This is a genomic window from Pseudomonas sp. MS646, assembly GCF_036693845.1.
GTDB classification, from domain to species: Bacteria; Pseudomonadota; Gammaproteobacteria; order Pseudomonadales; family Pseudomonadaceae; genus Aquipseudomonas; species Aquipseudomonas chlororaphis_E.
The window spans coordinates 5,933,314-5,953,446 of sequence record NZ_CP144763.1 but is presented as its reverse complement, the minus strand read 5'-3'; the positions used below and the strand labels follow the sequence as shown (position 1 = coordinate 5,953,446).

Annotated in this window: 18 protein-coding genes; 10 read left to right on the top strand and 8 right to left on the bottom strand. The window is 62.9% G+C overall.

What is annotated here, in order from left to right:
- Positions 1-123 precede the first annotated feature (123 nt).
- Positions 124-1,281, top strand: coding sequence for an AlgP family protein (locus tag V3H56_RS26445; protein ID WP_338474027.1), 1,158 nt, complete (start codon positions 124-126; stop codon positions 1,279-1,281).
- On the opposite strand, the gene V3H56_RS26440 is transcribed toward V3H56_RS26445, so the two are convergent.
- The gene (locus tag V3H56_RS26440) at positions 1,278-1,742 is read right to left on the bottom strand and encodes a TIGR02444 family protein (protein WP_042730377.1); all 465 of its coding nucleotides are present in this window, start codon (positions 1,740-1,742) and stop codon (positions 1,278-1,280) included. The two genes, V3H56_RS26445 and V3H56_RS26440, sit on opposite strands and share 4 nt — an antisense overlap.
- Positions 1,743-1,792: 50 nt before the next feature.
- Here V3H56_RS26440 and V3H56_RS26435 point away from each other — a divergent pair, with 50 nt between their 5' ends.
- The 3 genes from V3H56_RS26435 (at position 1,793) to rhtB (ending at position 5,023) form a co-directional block, all read left to right on the top strand.
- The gene (locus V3H56_RS26435; RefSeq protein ID WP_047735794.1) at positions 1,793-3,703 is read left to right on the top strand and encodes an ATP-binding cassette domain-containing protein; all 1,911 of its coding nucleotides are present in this window, start codon (positions 1,793-1,795) and stop codon (positions 3,701-3,703) included.
- Positions 3,703-4,284: a mechanosensitive ion channel family protein gene (locus V3H56_RS26430; protein WP_042732879.1), complete on the top strand. Its 582-nt coding sequence runs from the start codon at positions 3,703-3,705 to the stop codon at positions 4,282-4,284. The genes V3H56_RS26435 and V3H56_RS26430 overlap by 1 nt, the downstream gene beginning before the upstream one ends.
- Before the next feature lie 106 nt (positions 4,285-4,390).
- Entirely contained in the window at positions 4,391-5,023 is a 633-nt protein-coding gene (rhtB, locus tag V3H56_RS26425; RefSeq protein WP_042732880.1) for a homoserine/homoserine lactone efflux protein, read from the top strand.
- A gap of 174 nt (positions 5,024-5,197) precedes the next feature.
- Here the strand turns inward: rhtB and V3H56_RS26420 are convergent, their stop codons facing one another.
- The 4 genes from V3H56_RS26420 to V3H56_RS26405 all read right to left on the bottom strand — a co-directional run bounded on the left by V3H56_RS26420 (position 5,198) and on the right by V3H56_RS26405 (position 8,520).
- Complete coding sequence (locus V3H56_RS26420) at positions 5,198-5,941, bottom strand: hypothetical protein (protein ID WP_042731146.1); 744 nt, start codon at positions 5,939-5,941, stop codon at positions 5,198-5,200.
- Positions 5,942-5,944: 3 nt separating this feature from the next.
- Positions 5,945-6,532, bottom strand: a complete 588-nt coding sequence (gene lpoB, locus V3H56_RS26415; protein WP_042731147.1) for a penicillin-binding protein activator LpoB — start codon at positions 6,530-6,532, stop codon at positions 5,945-5,947.
- Positions 6,533-6,731: 199 nt separating this feature from the next.
- Positions 6,732-7,103 carry a YcfL family protein gene (locus V3H56_RS26410; RefSeq protein ID WP_042731148.1) on the bottom strand — a complete coding sequence of 124 codons (372 nt, stop codon included), beginning with the start codon at positions 7,101-7,103 and terminating at the stop codon, positions 6,732-6,734.
- 19 nt (positions 7,104-7,122) lie between these two features.
- A complete protein-coding gene (locus V3H56_RS26405; RefSeq protein WP_338474026.1) occupies positions 7,123-8,520 on the bottom strand; it encodes a hypothetical protein in 1,398 nt (465 codons plus the stop codon).
- A 316-nt stretch (positions 8,521-8,836) separates the two neighbouring features.
- Here V3H56_RS26405 and V3H56_RS26400 point away from each other — a divergent pair, with 316 nt between their 5' ends.
- The gene (locus tag V3H56_RS26400) at positions 8,837-10,735 is read left to right on the top strand and encodes a cytochrome c/FTR1 family iron permease (protein ID WP_047735795.1); all 1,899 of its coding nucleotides are present in this window, start codon (positions 8,837-8,839) and stop codon (positions 10,733-10,735) included.
- Positions 10,735-11,190: a YaiI/YqxD family protein gene (locus tag V3H56_RS26395; protein ID WP_042731150.1), complete on the top strand. Its 456-nt coding sequence runs from the start codon at positions 10,735-10,737 to the stop codon at positions 11,188-11,190. The genes V3H56_RS26400 and V3H56_RS26395 overlap by 1 nt, the downstream gene beginning before the upstream one ends.
- A 143-nt stretch (positions 11,191-11,333) precedes the next feature.
- Here the strand turns inward: V3H56_RS26395 and elbB are convergent, their stop codons facing one another.
- Complete coding sequence (elbB, locus tag V3H56_RS26390) at positions 11,334-12,002, bottom strand: isoprenoid biosynthesis glyoxalase ElbB (protein WP_338474025.1); 669 nt, start codon at positions 12,000-12,002, stop codon at positions 11,334-11,336.
- Between the two features lie 123 nt (positions 12,003-12,125).
- On the opposite strand from elbB, the gene V3H56_RS26385 reads away from it, so the two are divergent.
- Positions 12,126-13,361: a sterol desaturase family protein gene (locus V3H56_RS26385; protein ID WP_338474024.1), complete on the top strand. Its 1,236-nt coding sequence runs from the start codon at positions 12,126-12,128 to the stop codon at positions 13,359-13,361.
- On the opposite strand, the gene V3H56_RS26380 is transcribed toward V3H56_RS26385, so the two are convergent.
- Positions 13,342-13,965, bottom strand: coding sequence for a DedA family protein (locus V3H56_RS26380; protein ID WP_042731153.1), 624 nt, complete (start codon positions 13,963-13,965; stop codon positions 13,342-13,344). The genes V3H56_RS26385 and V3H56_RS26380 overlap by 20 nt on opposite strands.
- 203 nt (positions 13,966-14,168) lie before the next feature.
- Between V3H56_RS26380 and hemB the strand changes: the two genes are divergently transcribed.
- Positions 14,169-15,182 carry a porphobilinogen synthase gene (gene hemB / locus V3H56_RS26375; protein WP_047735797.1) on the top strand — a complete coding sequence of 338 codons (1,014 nt, stop codon included), beginning with the start codon at positions 14,169-14,171 and terminating at the stop codon, positions 15,180-15,182.
- Between the two features lie 17 nt (positions 15,183-15,199).
- Positions 15,200-17,416 (top strand): polyphosphate kinase 1, encoded by a 2,217-nt coding sequence (gene ppk1, locus V3H56_RS26370; RefSeq protein ID WP_338474023.1) that lies wholly within the window; start codon positions 15,200-15,202, stop codon positions 17,414-17,416.
- A 144-nt stretch (positions 17,417-17,560) separates the two neighbouring features.
- Here ppk1 and ppx read toward each other — a convergent pair whose 3' ends face one another.
- Complete coding sequence (ppx, locus tag V3H56_RS26365) at positions 17,561-19,063, bottom strand: exopolyphosphatase (RefSeq protein WP_042730916.1); 1,503 nt, start codon at positions 19,061-19,063, stop codon at positions 17,561-17,563.
- A gap of 356 nt (positions 19,064-19,419) precedes the next feature.
- Here ppx and V3H56_RS26360 point away from each other — a divergent pair, with 356 nt between their 5' ends.
- On the top strand, positions 19,420-20,070 hold the full coding sequence (locus V3H56_RS26360) for a DUF1120 domain-containing protein (RefSeq protein ID WP_042730917.1): 651 nt from the start codon (positions 19,420-19,422) through the stop codon (positions 20,068-20,070).
- The last annotated feature ends 63 nt before the right edge of the window (positions 20,071-20,133 follow it).

Here is a 20,133-nt window from a genome sequence, read left to right as displayed (position 1 = left end):
CGCGGATGAAGAAGATTTTTCGTACCTTGCAACGCAACCTCTTGTGTACTGTCAACATGCCCTAGCGGCGGTTGCAGCAGAGGTCTAGTATGAGCCGCACTCACGTCAGTCAGGAGGTAAACCATGTCGGCCACCAAGAAGCCTGTAAACACTCCGTTGCACTTGCTCCAACAACTCTCGGGCAGCTTGCTCGAGCATCTGGAAAATGCCTGCTCCCAAGCGATGGCTGATGCTGAAAAACTGCTCGCCAAATTGGAAAAACAACGCGGCAAGGCGCAGGAAAAACTGCACAAGTCGCGCACCAAACTGCAAGACGCCGCCACCGCCGGCAAGGCCAAGGCACAAGCCAAGGCCAAGGACGGCGTGAAAGAACTCGAAGACCTGCTCGACGCCTTGAAGGATCGTCAGTCCGAAACCCGCGCCTACATTCTCCAACTCAAACGCGATGCCCAGGAAAGCCTGAAACTGGCCCAGGGCGTAGGTCGCGTGCAAGAGGCTGCGGGCAAGGCGCTGACACTGCGTGCCGCCAAGCCTGCTGCTGTATCGGCCAAGAAGCCGGCGGCTAAACCTGCCGCGGCAAAAACGCCCGCCAAGGTAGCGGCCAAGCCTGCTGTGAAAGCACCCGCCAAGACCGCGAGCAAGCCAGCGGCCAAACCCGTCGCTGCCAGCGCTGCAAAACCTGCGGCCAAAAAGCCAGTCGTTAAAGCGGCCGCCAAACCGGCTGCAAAAACCGCGGCCGCCAAGCCTGTCGCGGCCAAGCCTGCGGTAAAACCGGCGGCTAAACCGGCTGCCAAGCCTGCCGCAAAAACCGCAGCTGCCAAACCCGCTGCGACGAAAACCACCGCTGCAAAACCGGCCGCTAAACCTGTCGCCAAGCCGGCGGCAAAACCCGCTGCCAAAACAGCCGCCGCGAAACCCGCCGCCAAACCAGCAGCCACCAAAACAGTGGCGGCCAAACCCGCTGCAGCCAAGCCGGCCGTAAAACCCGCCGCCAAGCCTGCCGCGACCAAGGCACCTGCCAAAGCGGCGGCCAAACCTGCTGCCAAGCCAGCGGCCGCCAAGCCAGCTGCTGCGAAGCCTACTGCTGCCAAGCCAGCAGCCAAACCCGCCGTGAAAAAACCAGCGGCCGCGAAACCGTCGGCTGCGCCTGCCGCCAAACCGGCCACCGCCGCGCCTGCTCCGGCAGCGTCCCCTGCGCCAACCGCCAGCACTCCAGCGCCGGCAGTCAGCCCGTCCGCTTCCGTGGCGCCGAGCACCAGCACCCCAACCAGCGCTTCCTAAGTGCCGGACACCACGACGCGCAGCTGATGCAGCGCGTCGTGGTGCGCGGGTTCGACACTCGCCGCCAGCGCTTGCAGCCATTGGGCTGAACCCTCGTGCTGTGCCGGTGGCCAATCCTTGGCCGCCGCTTCCAATCGTTCCAATAACCGCCGCTCGGCCTCCAGCTCCAGCCGCTTGACCTGTTCGCGCAGGTTGTCGAGCGCCGGGTCTTGCTGGGCCATGGTTTTCCATTGCCGGCGAAGGCTGCGAAGGGGCCTGACCACCTCGGCGTCCCAGGCCTCGGCCAACGGTCTAAGCGTGTGCAGTCGGGGTTCGCTGCAGGGCACGCCGCGCTGGTCCAGCCATAGGCTGCACAGCAGCAGGCACACGTTGATGCCGGCCTCTTGCGATGCCAGGCAGGCGGCTTCCACGCCGGGCTTGGCATAGAGGTCCAGGGAGAAACGCCAAAGGTCAGGGGACATCGTGCTACTCGCGCCAGTTGCGAGCGAAGCTGGTAGACTCCGCCGCCATTATGATCCGACTTCAGAACCTGACTTTACAGCGTGGCCCGCAACGTCTGCTAGAAGACGCCGAGCTGACCCTGCACGCCGGCCACAAAGCCGGCCTCATCGGTGCCAACGGCGCCGGCAAATCGAGCCTGTTCGCCTTGCTGCGCGGCGAGCTGCACCCGGACTCGGGCGATTGCATGCTGCCGGCCGATTGGCGTATCGCCCACATGCGCCAGGAGGTCGATACCCTCGAGCGGCTGGCGGTGGACTACGTGCTCGATGGCGACCTGCGCCTGCGTCAGGTTCAACGCGACCTGGCGGCGGCGGAGGCGGCCCACGACGGCGCCGCCCAGGCCCGCCTGCACTCGGAACTCGACAGCGCCGACGGCTACACCGCCGACGCTCGCGCGCGCAAATTGCTCGCCGGGCTGGGGTTCACCAATGAGCAGATGGACCGCCAGGTCGGCGATTTCTCCGGCGGTTGGCGGATGCGCCTCAACCTGGCCCAGGCCCTGATGTGCCCCTCGGATCTTTTGTTGCTCGATGAACCGACCAACCACTTGGACCTCGACGCCATCATCTGGCTCGAAGACTGGCTCAAGGGTTATCCGGGCACGCTGCTGCTGATTTCCCACGACCGCGATTTCCTCGATGCCGTGGTCGATCACGTCGCCCATGTCGATCAGCGCAAGCTGACCTTGTACCGTGGCGGCTACAGCGCCTTCGAGCGCGCCCGCGCCGAGCGCCTGGCCCAGCAACAGCAGGCCTACGAGAAGCAGCAGGCGCAGCGTGCGCACATGGAAAGCTACATCGCCCGCTTCAAGGCCCAGGCCACCAAGGCCCGCCAGGCCCAGAGCCGGATCAAGGCGCTGGAACGGATGGAGGAGCTGTCGGCGGCCCACGTGGATTCGCCGTTCGACTTTGTCTTCCGCGAGTCGACAAAAATCTCCAGCCCGCTGATCGACCTGTCCGACGCACGCCTGGGCTACGGCGACAAGACCGTGCTGGAGAAGGTCAAGCTGCAACTGACCCCCGGTGCGCGGATTGGCCTGCTGGGGCCTAACGGCGCCGGCAAGTCGACCCTGATCAAGAACCTCTCCGGTGAACTCCAGCCGTTGGGCGGTCGCCTGACCCGTGGCGAGAACACCGTGGTCGGCTACTTCGCCCAGCATCAGCTCGATTCTCTCGATGCCAAGGCCAGCCCGCTGCTGCACCTGCAACGCCTGGCGCCGACCGAGCGCGAGCAGACCCTGCGCGATTTCCTCGGTGGCTTCGATTTCCGTGGCGCGCGCATCGATGAGCCGGTGCTGAATTTCTCCGGTGGTGAAAAGGCTCGCCTGGCGTTGGCGCTGATCGCCTGGGGCCGGCCCAACCTGTTGCTGCTCGACGAACCGACCAACCACCTGGACCTGGAAATGCGCCTGGCCCTGACCATGGCCTTGCAGGAATTCAGTGGCGCCGTGCTGGTGGTGTCCCACGACCGACATCTGCTCAAGAGCACCACAGACAACTTCTTCCTGGTGGCCGACGGCAAGGTCGAGGAATTCGACGGCGATCTGGAGGATTACGCACGTTGGCTGGTGGACTATCGCCAGCGCAACGCACCGGTCAGCACCACGCCGGTCAACCCGGACAAGACCGACAAAAAAGCCCAGCGCCAGGCCGCAGCCGCCTTGCGCCAGCAATTGGCGCCCCACAAGCGCGAGGCCGACAAGCTCGAGGCCGAACTGGGCAAGCTGCATGAAAAGCTGCAGAAAATCGAAACCAGCCTGGGTGACAGCGGTCTCTACGAGGCGGCGCGCAAAGATGAGTTGCGTGACCTGCTGGCCGAACAGGCCAAGCTGAAAGTTCGAGAAGCGGAGCTGGAGGAAGCCTGGATGCAAGCCCTGGAAGTGCTGGAAAACCTGCAAGCGGAGCTGGAGGCGTTGTCCTGATGGAAGCCCTGGCGTTGCCTGTTCCCGTGATGTGGATCGAGCCGATCTGGCTCGGTGTGCAAGTCCTGCTGATCCTGCTGGTCGGTTACTTTGCCCAGCGCTTCGTGGCGCGCGCCCTCACGCGCCTGGGCGAGCGCTATCCCTTCCCGCCGCAGTTGCTGATCATCCTGCGGGGTGTGCTGCGCTGGCTGATCATGGGCAGTGCGGTGTTGATCGTGCTGGAGCGCCTGGGTGTTTCGGCCACGGTGCTGTGGACCGCCCTGTCGGGCTTCGTCGCGGTGGCGGCGGTGGCGTTCTTCGCCATCTGGAGTGTGCTGTCGAACCTGCTCTGCGCCGTGCTGATCTACACCGTCGGCCCGTTTCGCCTGGGGGACGTGGTGGAGTTGGTGGAGGCCACCGACAAGCCCGGCATCAAGGGGCGGGTGGTGGCGATCAACCTGCTCTACACCACGCTGATCGAGCCTGAGGAGCTCGGCACCGGCAGCTCCATGGTGCAAGTGCCCAACAGTCTGTTCTTCCAGCGTTCGGTCCGGCGCTGGCGTGGCAGCGAGGCATTCCCGGTCGGCGGTTTCGTCGAGTAGGGCGGTCTTCGCAGTCCCCCTTCAACCCGAGCAGAAAAAAACAGTGGTCAACCGTGCAGCGGCGCATTAGCGTATTCGTTTCGACGAATTCGAGCCGAGGTGTGCAATGGTGCTGGAAACATGGTTGGCGTTTTTCGCCGCCTGCTGGGTGATCAGTCTTTCGCCGGGTGCCGGTGCCATTGCATCGATGTCCAGCGGCCTGCAATACGGTTTCTGGCGTGGCTACTGGAATGCCCTGGGCCTGCAACTGGGCCTGGCACTGCAGATCGCCATCGTTGCCGCCGGCGTGGGGGCGATCCTCACCGCCTCGGCCACGGCGTTCTATGCGATCAAATGGTTTGGCGTGGCGTACCTGGTCTACCTGGGCATCAAGCAGTGGCGGGCCATTCCCAGCGACATCAGCGATGACGCGGCCGTGCGGCCGATCGGCAAACCCATGGCGCTGGTGTTTCGCGGTTTCCTGGTCAACATCAGCAACCCCAAGGCGCTGGTGTTCATGCTGGCGGTACTGCCGCAGTTCATCGACCCCCACGCACCCCTGATCCAGCAATACCTGATCCTGGGCACGACCATGATCTGCGTCGACCTGATCGTCATGGCCGGCTACACCGGGTTGGCGTCGAAGGTCTTGCGTCTGTTGCGCACCCCGAAACAGCAACGGCGGATGAACCGTACGTTTGCCGGGCTGTTCATTGGCGCGGCAGGGTTGCTGGCGACGATTCGCAAGGCGGCGGTGTAATCCGTTCTATCGGAAAAGGCACTGGAGACACGGCGGACCTGTGGCGAGGGAGCTTGCTCCCGCTGGGCTGCGCAGCAGCCCCAAAAGCCTGCGGTCGCTATGTCCGAGGCGTCGGACCGACCGAGCGGGAGCAAGCTCCCTCGCCACAGAAACATCATCCATTGGCGCTAAGACTTAGCGCAGGATCACCGGCGCCGTATCCCGTGGCAGGTTGTTACGCTGCGCGGGCTCGCGGGGTTGTTCGTAGCTCGGGCCGCCGAGCTGTTCGCTCATTTGCCGCGCCACGTCTTCCCCCAGGGCCTTGGACACTTCACGCACGACCCGCGGGCGGTTGAGGCTGATGTGCACGTCCCGGTGGTTCAGCAGCTTGGTGTCCTGGCCTTCGCCCATGGCGGTGAACGCCGAGGTGATTTCGAACGTCTTGGTGTTGATCAGGCTGAAGTCCGCCACCAGGGTCAACGCCAGCACCGCCGAGTAACTGTTGGTGTTCGCCAGCTCGTTGATGTCGCGGGTGAAGTCGATGTCCGACACCGTGCCGAACAATACGTAGTCGGCCCCCTTGAAGTTCCCGGCCTTGATTCGCTTGATGACGTCATAGACGTCGCCCTTGGACGAGGCGGTGTACGGCGTGCCCTGCACCAGCTGGAACATCCCGCTGCGCAGGATCTCGCCCTTGATGTCGCCGGTGAACTTGCGCAATTCACCCTGCTCGATGTAGCTGCTGGTGGCTTCCATTTCGTCGTAGCTCGACGAAGCGCTGGCGCTGTAGGCGTTCGCCTGGAAGTTGCTCTGGGCCGAAACGGTGTGGATGTATTCCTCCACCCGCTCCTGGTACGCCAGGTCGGTGACGGCGACTTTCGGGGCCGCCTGCGCGGTGAACGCGCAGGCCAGGGCCATGATGCCAATCCATGTGCGCATGGCTTAACGCTCCGTGGTCTTGCGGATTTCTTTCTCGTCCATCCACTCGGCCAGACCGCTCTCGACGTCGATCAATTGCAGGCTGAACTTGTAGAAGACGTCCTTGTAGTCGCTGCTGCGCTTGACGATCGAGCTGATGGAGCCTTCGATGCGGTACTTGGCGGCGATCATGTTGCCGGTCTTGGCCACGGTGCTCTTCTTGTAGAGACCGCTCTGGTTCTGCAACTTGAGCTGGTCGACCTGGCTGTCCATGGCGTTGTTGTCGCTGGCGAAACGCGCGGCCCCGGTCTTCATCAGCTGGGTCTTGATGCTGGTGGTGATTTCCCGCGTGTCGATGTATTCGCTGGTCTTGTTCTTCACGTCGTAGACCTGAACCACCGGACGGCCCTGCAGGACGCCGGATTGGGCCAGGGAGCGGGTCATGGACTCGGCGATCATCTGCAGGTCGGTGGAGCCGAACTCGTTGGTGACGGTTTCCACGGCCTTGGTGTCGCCATAGCTGATGTTCTTGTTGCCCAGTACCGGCGAGTTGTTGGCGCAGCCGCTGACCAGCAGGACGGCGAGGGCGAGGGAGGAAATGCGTAGGAACATGTGGGGGCTCTCAAATGTCGGCGTAATGGTTTTTGTGGCGAGGGGATTTATCCCCGCTGGCTGCGCAGCAGCCCGAAATAAACAGCTGGACACCCTCTGACAGGCTTACCGATGCGAGAGGTGGGGGCTGCTTCGCAGCCCGACGGGGATAAATCCCCTCACCACAGAATCGGCATTGGCTCGACTGACAGAACCGGCCTCAAGGCGTATTGATTTCCAACCGGAAGTCCACCGCCTTGGGCGTTGGCGCGATGGCCGGGAGGAACTTGGTCTGCTCGCCATACAGCGTCAGGGTCTTCCAGGTTTCTTCCTCGGCAATCGGAAAGCCTTCCGGTCCCAGCCAGGCAAAGCGGTAGTACATCGTCTTGTTGTTGTAGCTGGTGTTGCTCAGCTGCACATTGACGGTCATGTAGCCGTTTTCCCGGGCCACGCGCATGGCGCCGACCACGATGTTCTTGGTCTTGCCCATGGCCACGACCTTGCTGGCAGCGGTGCCCGGCTCCGGTGGCGGCGGGGTGGCGCAACCGGCCAGCAAGGCCAGGGCGCCGACGGCGATCAGTTTTAGACGCATGTGAACAAAGACTCCGTTCTTAAGGTTGTTTGAGGCTGGCGACCGCGCTCGGGGTGGCAGTCGGGATCACCTGGGCCGCCAGGCCGCCGGCGAAAACCTGGTTGCCCACCGCCCGCAGGCTGATGACCTGGTAGCGCTGATCCACGTTGACCTTGACCACCGAGCCGCCCACCGCACTTGGCAGGGTGACCTGGTGCTCGCCCTTCTTCAGGCGCAGGCGTACCACCTGGGTGTAGTCCGGCAGGGTGCGCCAGGTACGGGTGTCGGCGCCCTCGAGGATCGCCGAGGTGAGGCCCACGGCCAGGCCGGCCAGGGGGTTGGTGTCGTTGATCTGCTTTTGCGCCACGCCTTTGGTGATCGCCCGCACGGTGGTGCGCAGGATGATGCCGGGCATATCGTCGCGCAGGGCGCGGCGGGACATGGCGGTGGTGCTGTTGAGTTGAGTCAGGTCCATCTGGCGGCCGTCGACGCCGATCTGGGCGAACGTCGCCGTGGAGGTATCGGGCTTGATCACCGGGAACGACAACGGCGTGATCACCAGGTTGCCGCTGATGGGCAGGGGCAGGGGAATGCGCACCGAGTCCCGGGACGGCGCCAGGCCGCTCTGCACCACAATCAGGACGTCGCTGTCGTCGGTCTTGGTGGCGGGCTTGTCAAGATTGAGCAGGGCCTGCTCCAGCAGCGGCGTGTTCGGGCGCAGTTCGGCGGCCTTGCGGTAGCCCGGCGCAGCCAGGTCCTTTTCCCCCAGGGCTTCGTAGACGAAACCGGCCAGGTAATGGCTGAAGGCGCTCTGGTAGCTGTTTTTCAAGCTGACCACTTCCGGGGCGTCGAGGCTGGCCACCGGGTAGCCCTTGAGATCCTTGTACTCGGTCTTGACCCCTTGCTGCTCGGCTTCTTCCTCGCGCTTGAGGTACTCCTTGTCCCGCAGGTCGGCGATCACCGCTTCGCGCTCGTGGGTTTTCTTGATCTGGGTCCGTGCGCCGTCGAAGTCGTTCACGGCCAGCAGGTTCAGGGCCATCTGCGTGGTGAGCATGACTTTTTCGTAGTCGTAGCCTTCATAGCGGCGGACTTTGTCGTTGACCAGGAAGCTGCCGAACTGCGCCACGTACTTGGCCGTGTCGAGTTTGACCGCGTCTTCCCACTGGCCAACCTGCTGGTCGGCACTGTTCCAGGCGGTCTGGCTGCCGGACAGGTCGCCCTTGGCCCGCAGCAGCTCACCTTTCTCGAAGTAATACAGCAGGTCTTTGTCTTGGCTGCTGTTGTTCTTTTCCAGCAGGGTCAGCGCTGCGTCGACATTGCCGGAAGCCAACTGCTGGTTGGTCTGGGCCAGTTCGCCATCGTAGTTGCGAAAGGCCGAGCAGCCGGACAACAAGGTCACCGCCCCGAGGGCGATCGAAAAAACGGCACGGGATGCCATGAACATTTCTTCCCTGAATAGCAGCCGGGGGTGTGCGGGTCGGGCTGGAACGATCCCACGGACAGGCGTCGCTGCGCTGTCGGTTCCTCATCAAGCGAGGAGCTCTTATGCCATCCAACGATAAGAAGGCGGCGGGATTATAAACGTGGCGCTTGGCTATGTAATGGCTTTTCAATTTCGAAATGCCGTTTTTGTGACATCACCTCCAAAGGGTGAATATCCGATGAAAATATGCCCCTAAATCACATCGGCCCTTGAGCCGAAGGCATTGGAAGTGAACAATGTGTTACTTCTTATTACCAATCGAGAGTCATTCATGACTGCCCCGCTTCGTTTCCTGGCCTGGCTCGCACTGCCGTTGCTTGCCCTGTGCAGCCCCTATCTGTTGGCCGACACCGTCGAAGGCGCCCCCCAGGCGCTGCATCTGCTGGATTACATCGGGGCGGATTATCCGGCGACGGTCGAGGCAGGCAAGGTCATCGACGAGGCCGAGTACCGTGAACAGCTGGAATTCACCCAGGCGCTGGAAGGGCTGATCGCCGGGCTGCCGGCCAAGCCGCAGAAGGCTGAGCTGACCCAGGGCATCGGCGCCCTGCGCAGTGCAATCACCCAGCGCCAGGAGGGCGCCGAAGTCGCCCGCCAGGCGCGGCAGTTGGGCGCGCGGCTGGCGGTGGCGTATGAGGTCAGCCAGGCGCCGGTGATCACCCCGGACCCGAGCCGTGGCGCGCCGCTGTATGCCCAGAATTGCTCGGTGTGCCACGGTGCCAACGGCGCCGGCGATGGCCCGGCCGGCGTCGGCCTCGAGCCACCGCCGGCCAACCTGCGCGATGGCCAGCGCCTGGATCGCCTGAGCCTCTATGCGATCTACAACACCCTCGGCATGGGCATCGAAGGCACCGACATGCCGGCCTTCGCCGATCAGCTCGACGACCGTCAACGCTGGGACCTGGCCACCTACATCGCCAGCTTCAGCGCCGACCCGGCCGCTGCCAAGGGCGAGCAGACCTACAACCTGGCCGACCTCGCCCGCCAGACCCCGGCCGAAGTCCTCGCCGCCCAGGGCCCAGCAGCGGCGGCCACCTTCCGAGCCCAGCGTGCGCAGCCCCCGCAGGTGCAACGCGGCCCGGCGCAGTTGCTCGACTACACCGCGGCGACCCTGGACAAAAGCATCGCGGCTTATCGTGCCGGTGACCATGACCAGGCCTATGACCTGTCGGTAGCGGCCTACCTGGAAGGTTTCGAGCTGGTGGAGAGCTCGCTGGATAACGTCGACGCCAATGTGCGCAAAGACACCGAGAAAGCCCTGATGGCCTACCGTCAGTCGCTGCAGGACGGTTTGCCGGTGGAGCAGGCTGCCCAGCGCCTGGATGCGGCCAAGGCGAAACTCAAGGCGTCCGCCGACCTGTTGGGCGGCGATGGCTTGAGTTGGTCGCTGAGCTATATCTCCGGGCTGTTGATCCTGCTGCGTGAAGGCCTGGAAGCGATTCTGGTACTGGCGGCGATCCTCGCGTTCCTGCGTAACACCGGCCAGCAATCGGCGGTGCGCAGCGTCAACATCGGCTGGGGCCTGGCGTTGCTGGCCGGCCTGGCAACCTGGGGGCTGGCCGCCTATGTGATCGACGTCAGCGGCGCCCAGCGTGAGTTGCTCGAAGGCGCCACCGCGTTGTTCGCCAGTGTGATGGTGTTGTGGCTGGGGGTGTGGATGCACGACCGGCGCCACGCGGCGGCCTGGCAGGACTACATCAAAAGCAGTCTGGTGGGGGGCGGCGGCCGGTTCGGTTTCGCGATCCTGGCGTTCTTCTCGGTCTATCGCGAACTGTTCGAAGTGATCCTGTTCTACGAAACCCTGTGGTTGCAGGCAGGTCCCGCCGGGCACAACGCGGTGTTAGCGGGTGGCGCGACAGCGCTGGTCCTGCTGGTCGGGTTGGCCTGGGTGATCCTGCGCGGCTCGGCGAAGTTGCCGCTGGCGCTGTTCTTCAGCATCAACGCCGCGTTGCTGTGCGCGCTGTCGGTGGTGTTCGCCGGCCATGGCGTGAAGGCGTTGCAGGAGGCTGGGATCTTCGGTACCCGTCCGGTGGCCTTCTTCGACTTCGACTGGCTGGGTATTCATGCCGATGCCTATTCGCTGGCCGCACAAGTGGTGGCGATCCTGGCGATCGTCGTGCTGTATGGCCGTAGCTGGGTAGCGGAGAAGCGCAAGGTGCAGGTGTCCTGATGCGCGTCTGGATCGACGCCGACGCTTGTCCCAGGGCGGCGAAGGACCTGGTGGTCAAGTTCGCCCTGAAGCGTCGGTTCGAGGTGGTGTTGGTGGCGGGTCAGCCGCAGATCAAGCCAGGCCTGGCCTGTGTGAAGCTGATCGTGGTGCCCAGTGGCCCCGACGCTGCGGACGACTATTTGGTGGAGCACGCCGCGCCGGGCGAACTGGTGATCTGCAGCGACGTGCCCCTGGCCGACCGATTGGTGAAGAAGGGCGTCGCGGCCCTTGATCCCCGCGGCAAGGCATTCGATGCCCAGAACATGGGGGAGCGGCTGGCGGTACGCAACCTGTTCACTGACCTGCGTGAACAGGGCCATGTCGGCGGCGGCCCGGCGGCGTACAGCGAGCGGGACAAGCAGGTATTCGCCAATGCGCTGGATCGGCTATTGACGCAATTGGCGCGTCAATCTTGAATCCTGCTCAGCGCCCCTGTGGGAGCTGACCTGCTCGCCAAAGCGGTGTGTCAGCCAACGAATAGGCCGGCTGAACCGACGTCTTCGCGAGCAAGCCCGCTCCCACAGGGTCCAGGCTATCTCTGTGGGACTGGGCGGGAAGGTCAGGCGTCGTTTTCGTGGGTCAGTTCCAGCACCCGGTCCACCAGCTTGTTGATGCCCGAGGCCGCTTCGCTGATGTTCTTGGCCAACATGTAGGCCGGAGTGGTAACCAGTCTGCGGGCGGTGTCCTCGACGATGTCGGTGACGGCGCAGTCTTCGTGGGTGCCGCCCATCTTGGTCACGGCGGCGGCCGTGTCGGCGTCGGTGCCGATGGTGCAGAGCACGCCAGGGCCGTAGATTTTTGCCGCCAGGGCCGGCGAGATGCACATCAAACCGACCGGTTTACCGGCTTCGGCAAAGGCTTCGGCCAGGGCCAGCACTTGCGGCTGGACCGTGCACCCGGCGCCCTCGACGGCAAAGCTGGAAAGGTTCTTCGCCGCGCCAAAGCCGCCGGGCACGATCAACGCGTCGAAATCCTCGACGTTGGCCTCGCGCAGGTCCTTGACCTCGCCCCGGGCGATCCGCGCCGACTCCACCAGCACGTTGCGACTCTCGGGCATCTCTTCGCCCGTCAGGTGGTTGATCACATGCCGTTGAGCAATGTCGGGGGCGAAACATTGGACCTGGGCGCCGCGCTGGTCGAGGCGCAGCAAGGTGATCACGCTCTCTTGGATTTCGGCGCCGTCGTACACGCCACAGCCGGAAAGGATCACTGCAATTTTTTTGCTCATGGGTTTTTCTCCAGATTCATGGCGTTAAATGTCCACTAATTTGTCATTCGTTGCCATAGGGTTATCCGGCAGCTACACCTAATCTGCCGACTATCTCCCTGCTTCGCTTGCCCGGGTCGCATCATGAATTTCATTCTGTATGCCGTGCCGTTCTTCTTCGTCCTGATTGCCGTCGAATTGCTGGCCGATCGCTGGCGCGGGGTCAGCCACTACCGGGTCGCGGACGCGATCAACAGCCTGAGCACCGGCGTGCTGTCGACCACCACCGGCCTCCTGACCAAGGGCGTGGGCCTGGTGACCTACGCCTTTGCCTTGAAGCACCTGGCGATCTTCTCGTTGCCGGGCGACCAGGCCTGGACCTGGGTGTTCGCCTTCGTGCTCTACGACCTGTGCTACTACTGGCTGCACCGCATGGGCCATGAGCGCAACATCCTCTGGGCCGCCCACTCGGTGCATCACCAGAGCGAGGACTACAACTTGTCCACGGCGTTGCGCCAGACCAGCACCGGCTTCCTGCTGAGCTGGGCCTTCTACCTGCCGCTGGCGGTCGCCGGGGTGCCGCTGGGGGTGTTCGTCAGCGTCGCGGCATTGAATCTGCTGTACCAGTTCTGGGTCCACACCCAACACATTCCCAAGCTCGGCTGGCTGGAGTGGTGTTTCGTCACGCCGTCCAATCATCGCGCCCACCATGCACAGAACCCTCTCTACATGGATCGCAACTACGGCGGGGTGTTCATTATTTGGGACCGTCTGTTCGGCACCTTCCAGGAAGAAGACGACAACGAGCCGGTGATCTTCGGCGTCACCACGCCACTGGCCAGCTGGAATCCGCTGTGGGCCAACCTGCAGTTTTACGCCCAGCTGTGGTCGGACGCTCGACGAGCCGGACGCTGGTGGGACAAGGTGCGGATCTGGTTCATGCCCACCGGTTGGCGGCCGGCGGACGTGGCGGCGAAGTACCCGCTGGCCAAGCCGGACCTGAGCCGTTTCGAGAAATTCGAGGTGCCGCTGGATGGGCGCCAGCAGTGGTACGTGGTGCTGCAGTTCTGCGTCTACATTGCCTTGGGCAGTTATTTGATGAATCTGGAGACGCGTTTGCCGGTGGCCGCACTGGTGTTGGGCTGGGGCACGGTGGCGCTGGGTTTGTTCGTGCTGGGCGCGACCCTGGAGAATCGCCCGTGGGCGCTACGGCTGGAGTGCCTGCGGCTGGTGTCGAGCCTGCTGCTGGTGTGGCTGGCGCCGATGGCTGGGTTATGGCCGGCCAGCCCACTGGCCTGGGTCGGTGTGTTCAGTTACGGTCTGCTCAGCGGCATCGGCCTGTATGGCTGCCGGAGCCGATTCACTCGGTTGGCGTCGTAGGTTCAGCGGGCCGGCTCTGCGCCAGGCGTTCGGCTTCAAGGGTCTTCTTCGCCAGCCGCGCATTCTTGATGCGGCGACGCAGCCACAGGCAGAGACCGAGGACCAACAAGGCGCCGAGTACCCACAACTCGTATTTCTTGATACTACCCAGCATGCCTTCGAGCACCGCGCCGAAGTGATACGCGGCGGCGGCCAGCGCCGTGGCCCAGATCGCCGCGCCGATGCCGTTGAGCAACAGGTAACGGCCCGGCGGGTAGCCCGACAGGCCGATCGCCACCGGCATCACCGTGCGCAAGCCATAGACGAAGCGGAAGCTCAGGACCCAGATGTCCGGGTGCCGGCGGATGTGCTCCAGGGCGCGATCACCCATCAATTGCCAGCGCGGCTTGCGCGCCAACAGCTTGCGCCCGTGCTTGCGGCCCAGGAAATACCACAGCTGGTCACCGGCGTAGCTGCCGCAGAACGCCACGACCACCACGAGATTGATGTCCATGTAGCCGCGGAATGCCAGGAAACCTGCAAGCACGAGGATGGTTTCACCTTCGAAGAACGTGCCGATGAACAGGGCCAGGTAGCCGAAGTCATGTAGAAATTGCTGGAGCATTGTCTGGGTGCTGGCGAAATGAACGCGCAGCCTAACCCTTCAGACACATTCAGGAAAGTATCGAAATGTGTCTCGACGTGAACATTTCCTACAACGACAATAACTGCGACGACAGGTCACAGGTGCACACAACTGTCATACGTTCGTCATAATGGCCGCTTATAACTGTCACGCTCGCCCGTCAGCGGGCTCAGGAGTCTGCCGTGAGCTTTACCCCCGCCAATCGTCTGTTCCCTGCCACCCGCCTGCGTCGCAATCGCCGTGATGAGTTCTCTCGTCGGCTGGTGCGTGAAAACGTGCTGACCACCGACGACCTGATCCTGCCGGTGTTCGTGCTGGACGGTGAGAACCGTCGCGAAGCGGTGGCGTCGATGCCCGGCGTGGAGCGGCTGACCATCGACCTGCTGCTCGAAGCGGCTGCGACGTGGGTCGAACTGGGCATTCCGGCGCTGGCGCTGTTCCCGGTCACGCCCTCTGGCCTCAAGTCCCTGGACGCCGCCGAGGCGTGGAACCCGGACGGTATCGCCCAGCGCGCGACCCGTGCCCTGCGGGCCCGCTTCCCGGAGCTTGGGGTGATCACCGACGTGGCGCTGGACCCGTTCACCACCCACGGCCAGGATGGCATCCTCGACGAAGACGGTTATGTGCAGAACGACATCACCGTCGATGCACTGGTCAGGCAGGCGTTGTCCCACGCCGAGGCCGGTGCCCAGGTGGTCGCGCCGTCGGACATGATGGACGGACGGATCCAGGCGATTCGCGAAGCCCTCGAGGTGGCCGGCCACGTCAACGTGCGGATCATGGCCTATTCGGCCAAGTACGCCAGCGCCTATTACGGCCCGTTCCGCGACGCGGTCGGTTCGGCCCTGAACCTGGGCAAGGCGAACAAGGCCTCCTATCAGATGGACCCGGCCAACAGCCATGAAGCCCTGCACGAAGTCGCGGCCGACTTGTCAGAAGGGGCAGACATGGTCATGGTCAAGCCCGGCATGCCCTACCTCGACATTCTTTGCCGGGTCAAAGACGAATTCAAAGTGCCGACCTTTGTTTATCAGGTCAGCGGCGAGTACGCCATGCACATGGCCGCGATCCAGAACGGCTGGTTGAGCGAAGGGGTGATCCTCGAATCGCTGACCGCTTTCAAGCGCGCAGGCGCCGATGGCATCCTGACTTATTTCGCCGTGCGCGCCGCCCAATTGCTACGAGAGCAGAAATAGCCTCCCAGGAACTTGCGATGAATACCGAAGGACTCTCTGAAGTTGCCGTAAAAGACGCTCAACCGGTGGTCGAGCAAATCGCCGAGACACCACCGCAGATGGAGCCCGCTCCGCCTGCGGCCACCGAGCCCGCCCCGGCCCCGGCGATTGCGATCCCCAACCTGGATGACAGCAGCCTGTACATCCACCGCGAGCTGTCGCAACTGCAGTTCAACATCCGCGTGCTGGAGCAGGCGCTGGACGAGTCCTATCCATTGCTGGAGCGCTTGAAGTTCCTGCTGATCTTTTCCAGCAACCTGGATGAGTTCTTCGAGATCCGTGTCGCCGGCCTGAAGAAGCAGATCACGTTCGCCCGTGAACAGGCCGGTGCCGATGGCCTGCAGCCGCACCAGGCCCTGGCGCGTATCAGCGAGCTGGTCCACGGCCAGGTGGACCGCCAGTACGCGATTCTCAACGACATCCTGTTGCCGGAGCTGGAGAAGCATCAGGTCCGCTTCATTCGTCGGCGCAACTGGAACACCAAGATCAAGACCTGGGTGCGCCGCTATTTCCGCGACGAGATCGCGCCGATCATCACCCCGATCGGCCTCGACCCGACGCACCCATTCCCGTTGCTGGTCAACAAGAGCCTGAACTTCATCGTCGAACTGGAAGGCATCGACGCCTTCGGTCGCGATTCCGGCCTGGCGATCATTCCGGCGCCGCGCCTGCTGCCACGTATCATCCGTGTACCGGAAGACGTGGGCGGGACGGGCGACAACTATGTGTTCCTGTCGTCGATGATCCACGCCCACGCCGATGACCTGTTCCAGGGCATGAAGGTGAAGGGTTGCTACCAGTTCCGCCTGACCCGCAACGCCGACCTGTCGGTGGACACCGAAGACGTCGAAGACCTGGCCCGCGCCTTGCGCGGCGAGCTGTTCTCCCGTCGCTACGGTGATGCGGTGCGCCTGGAGGTGGCCGACACGTGCCCGAAACACCTGTCCGATTACCTGCTCAAGCAGTTCAACCTGCACGAAACCGAGCTGTATCAGGTCAACGGCCCGGTCAACCTGACCCGGTTGTTCAGCATCACCGGTCTGGACAGCCACCCGGAACTGCAATACCTGCCGTTCACGCCGCAGATCCCGAAACTGCTGCAAAACAGCGAGAACATCTTCAGCGTGATCAGCAAGCAGGACATCCTGTTGCTGCACCCGTTCGAGTCGTTCACGCCGGTGGTCGACCTGCTGCGCCAGGCCGCCAAGGACCCGCACGTCCTGGCGGTGCGCCAGACCCTGTACCGCAGCGGCGCCAACTCGGAAATCGTCGACGCCCTGGTGGACGCGGCGCGCAACGGTAAGGAAGTCACCGCGGTGATCGAATTGCGCGCGCGCTTCGACGAAGAGTCCAACCTGCAACTGGCCAGCCGTCTGCAAGCGGCCGGTGCGGTGGTGATCTACGGCGTGGTCGGTTCCAAGACCCACGCCAAGATGATGCTCATCCTGCGCCGCGAAGCCGGGGAGATCGTGCGTTACGCTCACTTGGGCACCGGTAACTACCACGCCGCCAACGCCCGCTTGTACACCGACTACAGCCTACTGACCTCGGACGATGCCTTGTGCGAGGACGTCGGCAAGTTGTTCAGCCAGTTGATCGGCATGGGCAAGACGCTGCGCATGAAGAAGTTGCTGCATGCGCCGTTCACCCTGAAGAAGGGCATGCTCGACATGATCACCCGGGAGACGCAGTTCGCCCTGGATGGCAAGCCGGCCCACATCATTGCCAAGTTCAACTCGCTGACCGATCCGAAGATCATCCGTGCGTTGTACAAGGCCAGCCAGTCCGGCGTGCGCATCGACCTGGTGGTGCGGGGCATGTGCTGCCTGCGGCCGGGCATCCCGGGGGTGTCCCATAACATCCATGTGCGCTCGATCATCGGGCGCTTCCTGGAGCACACGCGGGTGTTCTACTTCCTCAACGGAGGCGAGGAGCAGATGTTCCTGTCCAGTGCCGACTGGATGGAGCGCAACCTCGACAAGCGAGTCGAGACCTGCTTCCCGGTGGAGGGCAAGAAGCTCATCCTGCGGGTCAAGAAGGAGCTGGAAAGCTACCTCACCGACAACACCCACAGCTGGAGCCTGCAGTCGGACGGTCGCTACATCCGCAACACGCCAACCGGCAACCAGAACCCGCGCAGCGCCCAGGCGACGTTGCTGGAGCGCTTGAGCAGCCCGGTGTTGACGGTTAGCTAGAGGTTTTCTGGAAGGGGCAGGCTCAGCTTTTCGTGGCGAGGGAGCTTGCTCCCGCTGGGCTGCGCAGCAGCCCCAGATCCTTGGGAGGGCTTCGCCCTCCAGCGGGAGCAAGCTCCCTCGCCACAGTTGGCTTGCGCTGCTGGATCAGTGGATGTTCAGCACAATCCCCACCCGGGTCAGCCACTCGGCTTCCTGGGCGAAGTCGGCTTGGGTCAGCTGGTTTTCTTCCAGCCAACCGTCGGGGAACATCACGTCCAGCTGATCGCCGTCGGCGCGCAGGGCCACCTGGGGCATGGCCTGGGTGCCGCGGATGTGGTGGAACAGGATCGCGAAGCGCAGCAGCACGCACAGGCGAATCAGCTTGATGCCGTCATCGCCGAACTCGGCAAACTTATCCTTGGGAATGTTGCGCCGGTGCCCACGCACCAGCAGCGCGAGCATCTGCTGGTCTTCCCGGGAGAAGCCCGCCAGGTCCGAGTGTTCGATCAGGTAGGCGCCGTGCTTGTGGTAGTGATAGTGGGCGATGTCCAGGCCCACTTCATGAACCTTGGCGGCCCAGCCCAGCAATTCGCGCCAGACGCCGTCGTTCAGGTCCCAGTCGTCAGCCACCTGGTCGAAGGCGTGCAGCGCCTTGCGTTCGACCCGCACGGCCTGTTCCTGGTCCACGTGGTAGCGCTCCATCAGCGAGCCCAGGGTGCGCTCGCGGACATCCTCATGGTGATGCCGTCCCAGCAGGTCGTAGAGTACGCCCTCGCGCAGGGCGCCCTCGCAGTGGTCCATGCGTTGCAGTTCCAGGGCATCGAAAATCGCTTCGAGAATCGCCAGGCCCGCCGGGAAAATCGCCCGACGGTCGGGCTTGATGCCTTCGAAATCGATCTTGTCCGACTCGCCGAGCTTGAACACCCGGCGCTTGAGCCAGGCCAGGCCCTCGGCATTGACCTCGCCTGCGCCATGGCCGCCGGCCTTGAGGGCCAGGCCAATGGCGCGGATGGTTCCGGAGGAGCCAATGGCCTCGTCCCAGGTCAGGCGATGCAAGGCGTGTTCGATGCTCATGATTTCCAGGCGCGCCGCCGTGTAGGCTTGGGCATAGCGAGCCGGGGTGATCTTGCCGTCGCGGAAATACCGCTGGGTGTAGCTGACGCAGCCCATCTGCAGGCTCTCGCGCAGCAGCGGCTCGAAGCGTTGGCCGATGATGAATTCGGTACTGCCACCGCCGATGTCCGCCACCAGGCGCTTGCCCGGGGTGTCGGCGAGGGTATGGGAGACGCCCAGGTAGATCAGGCGGGCTTCCTCTCGGCCGGAAATGACTTCCACCGGATGGCCGAGGATCTCTTCGGCGCGGCGGATGAACTCGCCCCGGTTGCGCGCTTCGCGCAAGGCGTTGGTGCCGACGATCCGCACGGCGCCCAGGGGCATGCCGTTGATCAGTTGGGCAAAGCGCTTGAGGCAATCGAGCCCGCGCTGGATGGATTCTTCGCTCAGCTTGCGCTCTTCGTCGATGCCGGCGGCCAACTGGACCTTCTCGCCGAGCCGCTCAAGAATGCGGATTTCCCCGTTCTGGGCTTTGGCGACGACCATGTGGAAGCTGTTGGAGCCCAGGTCTATGGCAGCGATCAGGGACAGATTCTTGGCTTGGGATGGCGGCATGGGCAAAAAGTCTCGGTCGATAACCTTGCCATCCTGCCACGATCGACCGTCGCCGCCAACGGATGCTGCCGGGTTTCGGTGGGTGACAGTTTTCGCCGTTCGCAAGAAATTTACGTAGGAAAGTCTCATCTGTTTCATATGGGGTAGAGCTTTCCTACGATTGGCGATGATGTTTCCTGCTTATCTTTAAGGGTTTTTTTTCGATACTTTCGCCCGGCAATTTCGCCGTGATGCAGTTGTGGCCTCTTCTCAAATTCAGGATGAAACTCCACAAAATGTTTACATGTGGCTGGAATAAGGAAGTTCCGGGCGTTGCAGGATTGACATCAAGTTGATGATGTTTGAAGGAAGCGGAAATGAAAAATAGTTTTGCGTTGGCGGCAGTCGCTGTAATCGCTTTGGCCTGCACTTCCGTGCAAGCGGCTGATTTGCAGGTGACGGGCAATATTTCCCCGGGCAGTTGCTCTCTGAATATTCCTACTTTGGCTGTCGATTATGGGCGAATCAGTGCCAATGATCTGAGCCCCGTCAATTACACAAGGCTGGGCAAGTTGAGTACGCCGTTTAACATTACCTGTGACGGCCCGACCCTGGTGGGGTTGAGTGCTGCCGATAATCGGGCCGCCAGCAAAGAGCACATGGCAATGACGGTGATCGATCCCTGGTTAGCCTTGCCAATCAACTGCTTTGGGTTGGGCGCCAGCGCCGATGGTGGAAAGATCGGTGCCTTCAGCCTGCATGTTCGTAACTATTCCGTGGATGGGAGCACCGATTTCGAAACCATCTCGCAAGCGGGTAATACCTGGTTCGAGGCAGATGACATTATGCGGAGTAAACCTGATCGTATTCTCACTTGGTCGGCTATTGGGGCCAGAAGCCCGCACCTTCTGACAACGGTCACGGGTGAGTTCCAGATCGAAGCGGCAATCAACAATACGACTGAGCTTGTGGTGAGCGACGATCTCCAGATCGATGGAAATGCGACGCTAGAACTGACCTACATTTGACGTCAATTCCAGTCCCGCTTCCGGGGCTGGTTCTTTGCAGGGTTTGCGTTGAAGCGTATTGCC

Bases quoted from the DNA above. Each gene is read 5' to 3' on its own strand.
- V3H56_RS26445 (WP_338474027.1), top strand. From the start codon at position 124: ATGTCGGCCACCAAGAAGCCTGTAAACACTCCGTTGCACTTGCTCCAA.
- V3H56_RS26440 (WP_042730377.1), bottom strand. From the start codon at position 1,742: ATGTCCCCTGACCTTTGGCGTTTCTCCCTGGACCTCTATGCCAAGCCC.
- V3H56_RS26435 (WP_047735794.1), top strand. From the start codon at position 1,793: ATGATCCGACTTCAGAACCTGACTTTACAGCGTGGCCCGCAACGTCTG.
- V3H56_RS26430 (WP_042732879.1), top strand. From the start codon at position 3,703: ATGGAAGCCCTGGCGTTGCCTGTTCCCGTGATGTGGATCGAGCCGATC.
- rhtB (WP_042732880.1), top strand. From the start codon at position 4,391: ATGGTGCTGGAAACATGGTTGGCGTTTTTCGCCGCCTGCTGGGTGATC.
- V3H56_RS26420 (WP_042731146.1), bottom strand. From the start codon at position 5,941: ATGCGCACATGGATTGGCATCATGGCCCTGGCCTGCGCGTTCACCGCG.
- lpoB (WP_042731147.1), bottom strand. From the start codon at position 6,532: ATGTTCCTACGCATTTCCTCCCTCGCCCTCGCCGTCCTGCTGGTCAGC.
- V3H56_RS26410 (WP_042731148.1), bottom strand. From the start codon at position 7,103: ATGCGTCTAAAACTGATCGCCGTCGGCGCCCTGGCCTTGCTGGCCGGT.
- V3H56_RS26405 (WP_338474026.1), bottom strand. From the start codon at position 8,520: ATGGCATCCCGTGCCGTTTTTTCGATCGCCCTCGGGGCGGTGACCTTG.
- V3H56_RS26400 (WP_047735795.1), top strand. From the start codon at position 8,837: ATGACTGCCCCGCTTCGTTTCCTGGCCTGGCTCGCACTGCCGTTGCTT.
- V3H56_RS26395 (WP_042731150.1), top strand. From the start codon at position 10,735: ATGCGCGTCTGGATCGACGCCGACGCTTGTCCCAGGGCGGCGAAGGAC.
- elbB (WP_338474025.1), bottom strand. From the start codon at position 12,002: ATGAGCAAAAAAATTGCAGTGATCCTTTCCGGCTGTGGCGTGTACGAC.
- V3H56_RS26385 (WP_338474024.1), top strand. From the start codon at position 12,126: ATGAATTTCATTCTGTATGCCGTGCCGTTCTTCTTCGTCCTGATTGCC.
- V3H56_RS26380 (WP_042731153.1), bottom strand. From the start codon at position 13,965: ATGCTCCAGCAATTTCTACATGACTTCGGCTACCTGGCCCTGTTCATC.
- ppk1 (WP_338474023.1), top strand. From the start codon at position 15,200: ATGAATACCGAAGGACTCTCTGAAGTTGCCGTAAAAGACGCTCAACCG.
- ppx (WP_042730916.1), bottom strand. From the start codon at position 19,063: ATGCCGCCATCCCAAGCCAAGAATCTGTCCCTGATCGCTGCCATAGAC.
- V3H56_RS26360 (WP_042730917.1), top strand. From the start codon at position 19,420: ATGAAAAATAGTTTTGCGTTGGCGGCAGTCGCTGTAATCGCTTTGGCC.